General features: G+C 68.0%; 12 protein-coding genes. 3 read left to right on the top strand and 9 right to left on the bottom strand.

Annotated features, from left to right (window positions below):
* Positions 1-22 precede the first annotated feature (22 nt).
* Positions 23-826, top strand: a complete 804-nt coding sequence (locus tag OK17_RS02940) for an IclR family transcriptional regulator (protein ID WP_232716527.1) — start codon at positions 23-25, stop codon at positions 824-826.
* Between the two features lie 21 nt (positions 827-847).
* Here OK17_RS02940 and OK17_RS02945 read toward each other — a convergent pair whose 3' ends face one another.
* The gene (locus OK17_RS02945; protein ID WP_232716525.1) at positions 848-1,501 is read right to left on the bottom strand and encodes a PadR family transcriptional regulator; all 654 of its coding nucleotides are present in this window, start codon (positions 1,499-1,501) and stop codon (positions 848-850) included.
* 103 nt (positions 1,502-1,604) lie between these two features.
* Between OK17_RS02945 and OK17_RS02950 the strand changes: the two genes are divergently transcribed.
* Both OK17_RS02950 and OK17_RS02955 read left to right on the top strand, forming a co-directional pair.
* Complete coding sequence (locus OK17_RS02950) at positions 1,605-1,952, top strand: hypothetical protein (RefSeq protein ID WP_040535266.1); 348 nt, start codon at positions 1,605-1,607, stop codon at positions 1,950-1,952.
* On the top strand, positions 1,945-2,598 hold the full coding sequence (locus tag OK17_RS02955) for a Dabb family protein (protein ID WP_232716523.1): 654 nt from the start codon (positions 1,945-1,947) through the stop codon (positions 2,596-2,598). Before OK17_RS02950 ends, OK17_RS02955 begins: the two co-directional genes overlap by 8 nt.
* Positions 2,599-2,663: 65 nt before the next feature.
* Here OK17_RS02955 and OK17_RS02960 read toward each other — a convergent pair whose 3' ends face one another.
* From OK17_RS02960 to OK17_RS02995, 8 genes are all read right to left on the bottom strand, one after another.
* Entirely contained in the window at positions 2,664-3,563 is a 900-nt protein-coding gene (locus tag OK17_RS02960; RefSeq protein ID WP_232716522.1) for an alpha/beta fold hydrolase, read from the bottom strand.
* Between the two features lie 62 nt (positions 3,564-3,625).
* On the bottom strand, positions 3,626-3,901 hold the full coding sequence (locus OK17_RS02965) for a hypothetical protein (protein WP_232716521.1): 276 nt from the start codon (positions 3,899-3,901) through the stop codon (positions 3,626-3,628).
* The gene (locus OK17_RS02970; RefSeq protein WP_232716615.1) at positions 3,898-4,413 is read right to left on the bottom strand and encodes a flavin reductase family protein; all 516 of its coding nucleotides are present in this window, start codon (positions 4,411-4,413) and stop codon (positions 3,898-3,900) included. Before OK17_RS02970 ends, OK17_RS02965 begins: the two co-directional genes overlap by 4 nt.
* Before the next feature lie 13 nt (positions 4,414-4,426).
* Complete coding sequence (locus OK17_RS02975; protein WP_232716520.1) at positions 4,427-6,112, bottom strand: 3-ketosteroid-delta-1-dehydrogenase; 1,686 nt, start codon at positions 6,110-6,112, stop codon at positions 4,427-4,429.
* A complete protein-coding gene (locus tag OK17_RS02980) occupies positions 6,109-8,133 on the bottom strand; it encodes a flavin-containing monooxygenase (protein WP_461416639.1) in 2,025 nt (674 codons plus the stop codon). Before OK17_RS02980 ends, OK17_RS02975 begins: the two co-directional genes overlap by 4 nt.
* Positions 8,133-9,014 carry an SDR family NAD(P)-dependent oxidoreductase gene (locus OK17_RS02985; RefSeq protein ID WP_461416627.1) on the bottom strand — a complete coding sequence of 294 codons (882 nt, stop codon included), beginning with the start codon at positions 9,012-9,014 and terminating at the stop codon, positions 8,133-8,135. Before OK17_RS02985 ends, OK17_RS02980 begins: the two co-directional genes overlap by 1 nt.
* A 52-nt stretch (positions 9,015-9,066) precedes the next feature.
* Positions 9,067-9,969: an SDR family NAD(P)-dependent oxidoreductase gene (locus tag OK17_RS02990; RefSeq protein WP_232716515.1), complete on the bottom strand. Its 903-nt coding sequence runs from the start codon at positions 9,967-9,969 to the stop codon at positions 9,067-9,069.
* A complete protein-coding gene (locus OK17_RS02995) occupies positions 9,966-10,952 on the bottom strand; it encodes an alpha/beta hydrolase (protein WP_461416628.1) in 987 nt (328 codons plus the stop codon). Before OK17_RS02995 ends, OK17_RS02990 begins: the two co-directional genes overlap by 4 nt.
* Positions 10,953-10,963: the final 11 nt, after the last annotated feature.

Below are 10,963 nucleotides of genomic sequence, written 5' to 3' on the forward strand. Positions count from 1 at the left end.
AGCTGCCTGAAGGAGTGCCGACATGACGACGCTTGCCGAACCCGCCCCGATCTCTTGCGACCGGCCGGGGACACCCGTGAACGACGCGGCCCCGACCGCCGTCCTCGATCGCCTGTCGCTGGTCCTGGAGGCGTTCGCCGGGCGGGAGACGCTCAGCCTCGCGGAGGTCGTCGTCCGCACCGGGGTGCCGAGGTCGTCGGCGCACCGCATGTTGGACCGTCTGGTCGCGATGCGGTGGCTCCGACGACAGGGCCGTGACTACAGCCTGGGCATCCGCCTCGTCGAGCTGGGGTCGCTGGCAGTCCACCAGGATCGGGTGCACTCGGCGTCCGCCGATCATCTCCACCACCTGTATCGGATCACCGGCATGGTCGTGCATCTCGCAGTTCTCGACGGCGAGGACATCGTCTATCTGGACAAGATCGGCGGCCGGCTCGCGGCTCATGTGCCGACCCGGGTCGGTGGTCGCCTGCCGGCCGAGCGGACCGCGTTGGGGAACGCCCTGCTCGCCTTCAACGGCCGCGACCTCCCCGGTGACGCACTGGTCCGGGAGCGCGGGTTCGCCACGCACCGGGACGGGGCACTCCGCGGGTTCGGGTGCATCGCCGCCCCCATCGGCCCCGTCGGTGAGGCGACGACCGCGGTGTCGATCTGTGGACCGTTGCGGGACATGGCTTTCGACCATCGGATGACCAGCCCGGTACAGCTCGCGGCCGGCGCGATCTGGCGGAGCCTGTCGGCCGGGGTGCGGGTGACACCGACACTTCAGCGCCGCGATCTCCTGCGTTCGCTACCCACCGCCGCGAGCGTGCTGTCCGAGGGATAGCCGCCGACCCCGCGCAACCCGTCAGTCCTCGACGGTCGACCGCCAGGTCCCCGGGTCCCGTGGGATCGGCAAACCGTTCTCGTCGTGTGCGGCGGACTCGCGGTAGCGGATCGCCGCGGCATCGATGTCGTCGAGAAGCTCTCTGGCCAAACGGATCTCGGACTCGAAGTAGCGCTGCGACCACCGCAGACTCATCTGCGAGAAGGCCCAGGCAGGTTCGTCGTCGGAGTGCTCGGCGTGGACCCCGGCGCGACGGGCCTGCTCGGTGAGATTGTCGATGTGGGCCTGCACCAGCTCCTTGAGCTGTTCCGGTTCCTGCAGGTGGCCCATCCAGAGGCGAAGCATCACACCGTGTTTGAGAACCGGCAGCTCCACGTCGGCGTCACGGGACCAGCTCCGCAACGCCGACACCCCGGCGTCGGTGATGCCATACAGGCGCCGTCCCCGCTCACCGTCACCGGCGACCATCCGTGAGGTCACCAGCCCACGATCCTCGAGCCTCTTCAGTTCGGTGTACACCTGGCTCACCGAGGGACTCCAGTAGAAGAACCCGATGCTCCAGTCGGCCCACTTCTTCAGGTCGTTGCCCGTCAGTTCCTCGCCGAACGACAGCATCCCCAGCACCGCCCAGCTGGTCGCCGGGAGGTGCGGATGAGCAGCGCTGTCAGGTCCCATGGTCGTCTACCTTACAAAGCGCACCATGCCCTCGCGGTGGGTCAGCTCCCGGCTACCGGGAACCGTTGTCCGGAGCGGTGATACGGGCACCTACCGTGGTCACATGCCCGACGCCACCATCTACATCGTCGATCAGGTCGTCGTCCGACCCGGCCGCGCCCCGGAGTTCATCGACGCGTACCTGCACGAGTACGCGCCGTCCGCCCGCGAACGCGGCCTGACGCTCGACCGGGTCCTGGTGAGTCCGCCGGCGTGGATCGACGGGGAGAACAACACGGTGACGGCGACGTGGACCGTGTCCGGGCCCGGCGACTGGTGGGCCGCGGCGGTCCGTGGCCGGCACGACCCCGAACCGTCCCGATGGTGGACGTCCATGGAGCCACTGATCGTCGAGCGCACCCGTTCGATGGCGGCCTCCGCCGACGATGTGGAGAAGCTGAACGATGTATAAGGTCACCTCGCTCCTCCACCTGGCCGACCCACGAGACGACCTCGAGACCGCGGTCCTCGTCAAACGTCTCCGCGGCGTCGCCGAAGAGTCTCGGGCTCAGCGCATCCTGATCGAAGCGACCCTGCCCGGGGTCCGCAACGGCGGGGATCTGCTCGTCCATCTCCAGTTCGCCGACGCCGGGGACTGGGAGGACACCCGGGCGGTGCTCGACGCGGTCCTCGCGCACAGCGCGGTGCGACATGTGGATGCGGTGGAGTACCTCGGAGCGGACGGCCCGGACACGACCGGCCGACGCGACGACGGCCCCTCACCTACCGTCTACCGGACCCTGCTCCTGCGGGTCGACGAGACCGCGCCGGCCGCCGAGGTCGACCGCTTCGAGAACGCCACGCTGACGATGCCCGATCACATGTCGGGAATCAGGGCATGGCAGTTGAGCCCGGTGATCCGGGCACGTGGCGCGTCGACGTGGACCCACGTCTGGGAGCAGGAGTTCGCCGACGTCGACGCTCTCACCGGCCAGTACATGATGCATCCGGTCCACTGGGGACTCGTGGACCGCTGGTTCGACCCGGAATGCCCGGATCGGATCATCTCCGATCGTGTCTGCCACAGCTACTGTCGGCTACCGGCCCCGGTCATCTGATCCCCCGGTCATCTGATCCCCCGGTTATCTGATCCACCGACCAGACGACCGGGACCCGCACCTCCCTAGCGGGCCAGGAAGGCCAGGACCACCGACTCCCAGGCTTCTTTCTGCTCGATCATCACCCAGTGGCCGCAGTTCGGGAAGATGTGGATCTCGCCGTGGGGGATCATCCGCATCGGCAGGATGGACATGTCGACCGGGCTGACCCGGTCGTCACGCCCCCACGTGATCAGGGTGGGCACGGAGAGCTTGCGCAGGTTCGCCCATCCGGGTGTCGCCTCCGACGACCGCATTGCCTGCGCCATCCGGTCCAGTGCGGCCCGCCCGTACATGGCCCGCGAACTGGCCAGCGTCTCCGGATCGGTGGCCTGCTCCCACCGCTCGTCGATCATCTGCTCGGTGATCAGCGAGCGGTCGTAGACCATCGAATTCAGCCAGGCCACCAGGGATTCGCGGGACGGGTTGTCGACGAACTCGCCGAGCCGGATGATGCCCTCACCCGGTTGCGGGCCGAAGAGGCTCGTCCCGGCGCCGCCGACCGTCACCAGCTTCTCCACCCGCTCCGGATCGGAGAGCGCGAAGTCGGTGGCCACGAAGCCACCCATGGAATTGCCGATCAGTCGCACACGATCGAGGTCGAGACCGTCGAGGAGAGCCCGCACCGCGGTCGGCGCCGAGTGCATCGGGTGCGGCGCACCGAAACTGTCGCTGACCCCGAAACCGGGGAACTCCAGGACGATGGTCCGGTAGTGCCGCGCGAGAACCGGCATGTTGCCGCTGAAGTTGCGCCACCCGGTCACGCCGGGTCCGGAGCCGTGCAGCAAGAGCAGGGGCGGTCCGTCGCCGGCCTCCCGATATCGCAATGTGCCGTGTTCGGTGGCGAGTTCACGGAGTTCGGGGACGCCCGACGTCTCCGTGTTTCCGCTTGCTACGGTTGTCTCGATCGCGCTGTCGGTCACCATACTCGCAGAGTCCCACCTCCGCGACCGGCGTGACGGCGCCCGTCCCATTCACCGGTCGTCGTTCAGTGCAGTCGCGGAACGTTCTGTCCCACAGGGAGTTCGATACCACTCTCGGTGAGGGACTGCTCCGCGAACGCCTGATCGATGGTGCGCAGGAGCTGCTCGCACCCGTGGGTGTTCGCGCCGAAACCGGCAGCGGTTCCGGCGTCGTCACGGGCCGCGATGAAAGGGCACTCGCGTGCGTCGAACGGCCACTGGATCGAGGTGTGCGCCGCGCTGAACTTCTCGACCAGCACCTCCCGGCCGCACCCCTGGCACGAGATGGGCTGCATCGTCATACGACGCCTCCGGCCGGATCCGGACGAGCGATCCGACCGTAACCGCCGCGGTAGAACAACAGCGGCTCCTGGTCGGACGCGCGGAGATGATGTGCCCGCGCCACGACTATGGTGTGGTCGCCCGCTGCGTGCTCGGCATCGAGCTCGGCGTCGATCCACGCCAGCGCACCCGTCAGGACCGGGGCACCCGAAGGCGCCGGTGTCCAGTCGACGTCGCGGAACTTGTCCGCACCGGGTGACGCCAGACGACGACAGACCGCTTCCTGCGAGTCGGCGAGGATGTTGATCGTGAACCGGCCTGCGGCACGCACGAGAGGCCATGACGTGCTGGTCAGGCCCACGCAGAACGCCACCAGCGGCGGATCGAGGGACACCGAGGTGAACGAGTTCGCCGCCAGCCCGACCGGTTCCCCGGAGTCGGGATGGATACCGGTGATCGCCACGACGCCGGTGGCGAAGTGGCCCAGCACATGCCGCATCGATGCGCCGTCGACGATCGGCCCGTCGGTCATCTGGCTCACCGTGTCACCTCGCGAGCCGGCCGGCCGCGCTCAGTGCGGCGATGTACCCGTAGACGAGGCCCTGTCCGATGGTCGCGCCCGCGCCGGGGTAGGTCGCACCGAACGCATTCGCCGCGGTGTTGCCGGTGGCGTAGAGGCCGTCGATCACCGATCCGTCCTCGCGCAGCACGCGAGCCCGGTCGTCCGCCTGCAGACCGCCGCACGTCCCGAGGTCGCTCAACTCCAGTCGTACGGCGAACAGTCCACCGTCGAGCGCGCGGAGCGTGGGATTCGGGCTGATGGTCGGATCGCCGTAGTACTGCTCGTAGGCGTTGGTGCCGCGTCCGAACTGGTGGTCGACGCCGACGGCGGCCGCCGCGTTGAACGCGTCGAAGGTGTTCCGGAACGCGGTCTCGTCGACACCCATGTGGATGGCCAGGTCACCCGGATCATCCGCGCGGACCGCGATGCCGTGCTCGTACCAGGCTCGGGGCAGCGGCTGCCCGGGAAAGAGGCTGCCCGCCATGAGGTAGCTGTTGCGGTATCGCTGGTCGAAGACCAGCCACATGGTCCCGACCGGGTCGCCCGCCTGCTCCCGGGCGAGTACCCGCTGCCCGAAGGTCATGTAGTCGAGTGCCTCGTTGATGAATCGGCGCCCGGACGCATCGACGATGAACGACCCCGGCAGTGACCGCTCGGCCAGGAGCACCGACGGCGACCCGCCGGGTACGGCCGCGACCGCGGGGAACCACCACGCCTGTTCCATCGACGCCACCCCCGCACCCAGGTCCTGACCGATCTTGATCGCATCGCCGGTGTTCGTCGTGCAACCCAGACTGCTGTTCGCCGACAACGACTCCGACTGGAACTTGTGCCGCATCTCCATGTCGTGATCGAAACCGCCGGCCGCCAGCACCACGCCCCGGCGCGCGCGAACGGTGACATCGACGCCGTCCCGGTTCACCACGGCCCCCACCACACGGCCGTCTTCGACGACGAGATCCACCATCGGGGTGTCGGTCCAGATCGGGATGTCCGCGGCCAGCGCCCCCGCGAACAGTCCGGCGGCGATCGCCTGTCCGCCGGCGGCATACCTACGCTTGACGACGAGCCCTCCGAGCCCGATACCCAATGCCCTCACGATGCGGCGGAGCGAACGACTCGGCGTGCTTCGCAACAGGTTCAGCCATTTGTAGTCGGCACCGGTGATGGGCATGGGCAGGGGTGATTCCATCAACCCCGGTCGCAGACGTGCCTGTTCGGGGCCGAGCGTCGCGACGTCGAAGGGCTTGCATTCGCAGGTGCGGCCGACTGCGGATCCGCCCGGTTCGTCCGGGTGGTAGTCGGAGTAGCCGCGCGCCCACATGAACGTCATCGGCGTCGTCCGCTCGAGCATCGCGATGGCCTCGGGACCGTGTTCGAGGAAGGCCGCACCCCTCTCGGCAGGAGCGCTGTCACCCACCACCGCGCGTACGTAGTCGGCCGCGGCCGCCGGGCCGTCGTCGGGTTGCTCACGGCGCAGGATCGGATTGCCCGGCACCCAGAACGCCCCGCCGGAGCGCGCCGTCGAACCACCGACGTACTCCGACTTCTCCACCACCAGCGTCGACAGGCCGAGCTCGTGGCCGGCCAGCGCGGCCGCCAGTCCGGTACCCGAGCCGACGACCAGGAGGTCCACGGTCTGATCGGTCTGCGGCACAGTCGCGTTCATGACCGGACCGCTTCGACGTCAGGGCTACGGTCGGCGGTGACGAACGTGAGGTCCTCGGGGTGTGGTTCGCGCAGCATCGTCCAGTAGTCGACGAGACGCCACGGGCACGGCACCACGGCCCGGCCGGCACTGTTCCGGTAGTAGCTGTTGACCTGACCTCCCGGATGCATCCACACCGTCTCGTCGAGCGCTTCGTCCACCCGCGCGTTGTACTCCGCGAGCGCCTCGGGTCGCACATCCATGGACTGGTGATCGTTCTCGATCAGGTACTGCAGGCACTCGACGATGTAGTGGACCTGCTCTTCGCTCGTGATGTTGTGCCCGGCACCGTGATTGGGTGCGGAGTTGGGGCCGGAGGTGACGAACAGGTTCGGGAAGCCCGAGACCTGCACGCCCAGGTACGCACGCGGGTCCTCGCCGCCGTCCCACACCTGCGCCAGGCTCCTGCCGTCGCGGCCGACGATGTCGATCGCGGTGGTGAACTGCAGTTTGAACCCGGTGGCCAGGATGATGACGTCGGCCTCGAGGAACTCCCCCTCGGTGGTGCGCACCCCGTCGGCGGTCACCTCGGCGAACGACGCGCGATGCAGGGAGACGTGATCGCGTTTGAGGGCCGCGTAGAAACCGGGGTCCTTGACGATCCGCTTGGCGTAGGGCCGGAAGTCAGGGGTCAGCTTCGCCATGAGTTCCGGATCGTCGGCGAAGTTGTCCTGCAGATACTTCTGCGCGTTGCGGAGCACCATGTCGTTCTCGGCCGAGGCCGAGAAGTGCGTCGCCGCCCATTCCGGATCCACCCGCGGCAGGCGGTACAGATTGTCCGAGGCGAACCAGTAGGACCGCAACCGGAACCACTCGTGGTAGAAGGGTAGGTGCGCGAGGGCCCACCGTTGTTCTGCGGCAACATCATTGACCACGGCGCGTTCCGGGACGATCCAGTGCGGGGATCGTGCGACGACGTCGAGAGAGGCGACCTGGTCGACGATGCTCGCCACCACCTGCACCGAGGTGCACCCGGTGCCGAGCACGATCACCTTCTTGCCGGTCAGATCCAGCGCCGGATCCCATTGCGCGGTGTGCACGACCGTCCCGGCGAAGGAGTCGAGGCCCGGGACGTCGGGAATGTTGGGTGCGTTCAGCATGCCGAGTGCACTCACCACCGCACGCGCCGAACGCGTCGAGGTCTTGCCCGCGGCATCGCGGATGACGACCTGCCACCGCTGGTCACCCTCGGACCAGGTGGCGGACACCACCTCGGTGTTCAGCCGGATGTGTTCGCGGAGGCCGTATTTGTCCACCACGGACAGCAGGTACCGCTGGTATTCGGGTCCGGTCGGGTAGTACCGGGTCCACTCGGGGTTGAGTTCGAAAGAGTAGGAGTAGTAGTGACTCGGCGTGTCGACCGCTGCACCGGGGTAGAGGTTGCGGTGCCAGGTCCCGCCGATGTCGCTGTTCGCCTCGAACACCGTGTAGGAGAACCCGGCCTCCCCCAGCTTGATGGCAGCGTTGATACCCGTGATCCCGGCGCCGATGACGATGACGTCGAAGTCGGCGGGAGGAGCCACCGTCACCGGGACGTTCCGCCGGTCGCTGACGAATCCGGCCTGCTCCAGGAGGAGAGGGACGAACTCGTCGTCGACCACCTGAGAGGTCGCCACCCGAGCCATGTCGGCGAAGACCTCGGCCGGCGGCACCCCCATGGCAGCGGTCAGGTCGGAACCGACGAGGAGTTCGACGGCGCGTTCACGGATGTCGGCGACGACGTCCGCGGGGTACACGCCGGCAGGCAGGGTGTTGCTGTTCGCCGTCTGGTAATGCGTTCCCGGTACGGAGATCTCGAGCCTGGGCCCGAATTCCTCGAGCAGACCCAGATCGCCCGTCACGTGGATCAGTGACATCAGCAGGGGCGCCGGATCACAGTTCGCGATCGCGGCTCGCAGGGCTGCCTCGTCGACGGATGCCGAATCGGCGGCGCCGGCGTTGGTCGTCGCTGAGTGGGTGGTCGCAGATACTGCGTTGGTCATCATGCACCTTCCGGTACTGGCACACCCATGCGGGTGAGCATGTCTCGTGGGTCGGCGGGCGGGGCGAGGTCCAGCAGTTGCCGGCCCCGCCGATGCGCTGCGGCCGTGCACATCTCGTCGTCGGAGTGGATCCAGAACTCACCGGCCGCGATCTGATCGAGCATGTGGGCGGCGGCGTCGAGAGGGTCGAGTCCGCGTTCGACGTTGTCGCGCTGCATCGCGGCGAACACCGCGTTGGCCGTGGGATTGTCGGTCGGGGCCTCGCGCAGTGCCGACCGGAAGATGTCGCTGCGGATCGAGTGCGGTATCACCGCACTCACCTGGATCGGTGCGCCGACGATGGACAGGTCCTGGTGGAGGCACTCGGTCATCGCCAGCACGGCATGCTTGCTGACGATGTACGGGGCCTGCACCGCAACGGTATTCAAACCGCCGACCGAGGAGAGGTTGGCGATGCACGACGGGGTCCCGGCGGCGATCATCCGCGGCACGAACGACTTGATGCAGTAGAAGACACCGTCGACGTTGATCTGCATGAGCCGTCGCCACCGGGCGTCGTCGATCTCCCAGATCAACCCGGCCGATTCGATCCCGGCGTTGTTGATCAGCAGTTCCACACTGCCGTGGCCCTCGAACACCGCGGCCGCGAACTCCTCGACCCTGCTGGGGTCGCCGACGTCGACGGCGTAGGCGCTCGCCCGACCGCCGGCCGCGGCGATGTCGTCGACGACGGCCGCGGCCCGATCGCGGTCGATGTCGGCCACCACCACGTGCATCCCGAGGAGACCGAGGTGACGGGCGAATCCCTCACCGATTCCGGCCGCGGCACCGGTGACCACTGCGGTCCCCGACGAAAACCGCTGTGCTGCTTCGTTGGTCATGATTCCTGTCTCGCTCGATTCTGGTCGTGTCCCCGTCACGTCTGTTCGGCGTTCACACGCCGGCCGGCATTATGTGGGGGTTGGCCCAGGCCGGCGGTTCGAGTGGCGGGAGCTGGGTGCGGCCGTCCACCGAGAACACCGGTGTCCCGGTGGCCCACGGATAGTGGAGGCTGAAGGCGACGAGGCCCGTGCGCTCGGCGGCCGGGAGCGTGCACATCTCCAGGACGGTCTGTGCGAGATAGTCCACCGGCTCGGTCTCGTAGCCGTCCGGCAGCAGTGCCTCGGCGCCGGGGGTCATGATCGCCGTCGACGGTCCGACCGCGTTGACCGCGATGTTGTCGTCGAGCAACTCGGCCGCGAGGCCCTGGGTGAACCGGTGCTGCGCCGCCTTGGCCGATGCGTAGATCACGTCGCCGGAGGTCTTGTTGTACTCGCGGAACGGCCGGATGGGGCTCAGCCCGGTCGAGGAGCCGATGTTCACGATCCAACCCGCACCGTTGCGCCGCATGTGCGGGATCGCCCTCTGGGACAGGAGGAACGGCACCTTGAGGTAGTGCTCGATCGTCCGGTCGAAGGTTGCCACGCTCATGTCCTCGACGGACGAGTAGTCGGCAAAGCCGGCGTTGTTGACCAGGATGTCGATACCGCCGGCGGCCTCGACCACGCCGTCGACGAGGCGGTCGCGCTGTTCTGGATCCTCGAGATCGGCGGTGATCGCGTGGGCGGTTCCACCGGCCTCCTCGATCAGGTGCACGGTCTCGTCGAGGGTTCCGGAGATGAGCAGCTTCTCGCCGTTGCGGATCGACGGCGACGGCGTAGAGGATCGCGCGGTGACCACGACGGTGGCCCCGGCGCTCGCGAGTCGCCGGGCGATGCCGCGCCCGATCCCGCGGCTGCTGCCCGTCACCAGCGCGACCTTGCCGCTCAGCTGCTGTGTCCCCTGCTGTGGTGTCATGTTGCGCTCCTCTGATTTTCGTCCGCAGGAGTCGCCGCGAGGATGTCGCGGATCATCTGCCAGACCTTCTCGCGCGCGGGTGGCGTGAGCGAGAGCTGCGGAAAGGTGAGGAAGCCGTGGAAGAGTCCGTCGAATCGGTGAGCGATCACCGGGACGCCGGCGGCCGCGAGCAATCGGGCGTACTCCTCACCGGCCGAACACGGCGGATCGAGTTCGGCGGTGGCCACCACCGCCGGGGGCAGACCGGCCAATGTGTCTGCGTCGGTGGGGATCACCAGGGCGCTGTGCCGCCCCTGGGGTGCGTACTGCTCCCAGTACCACCGCATGGCCTTGGTCGTGTTGTAGTACCCGACTCCGTAGTCGCGGTACGACGCGGTGTCGAAGTCGTCGTCGATCACCGGGTACAGCAGGACCTGGGCGCACACCTTCGGCCCGTTGCGGTCGCGGGCGGCCAGACTGGTCGTGGCGGCCAGGTTTCCGCCCGCGCTGTCGCCGGCCAGTGCGATGCGATGCGGATCCCCACCGAACCCGGAGATGTTCTCCGACGTCCAGCACAGTGCCCGATAGACATCCTCCATCGCCGCCGGGGCCCGGTGTTCGGGCGCGAGACGATAGTCGACCGCCACCACGACCGCACCCACTTCCGCCGCCATCGATCGACAGAACTCGTCGTGGCTGTCCAGGTCGCAGAAGACGAACCCGCCGCCGTGTGCGAACACGACGACCGGCAGACCTCCGCTCCTGTTTCCGTCGTCGGAATCGCGGTGCGGCACGAACACCCGCAGCGCCAGGTCGCCGCCCGGTCCGTCGATCGTGAGATCGCGGGCGATCGCCATGTCCGGCTGCCGGGTGAGCGGAGCACGCCGAGACACGATGATGTCCCGCAGCTCGCGGGGATCGTGTTCGGTGACGTCGGGGAATCCCGCCTCGAGGGCGGTCAGCATCGCTTCGACGTCGGGATGCAGGTCGCTACGACGGCTCATGTCGGTGTCCT

The organism is Gordonia sp. GN26 (assembly GCF_054823965.1).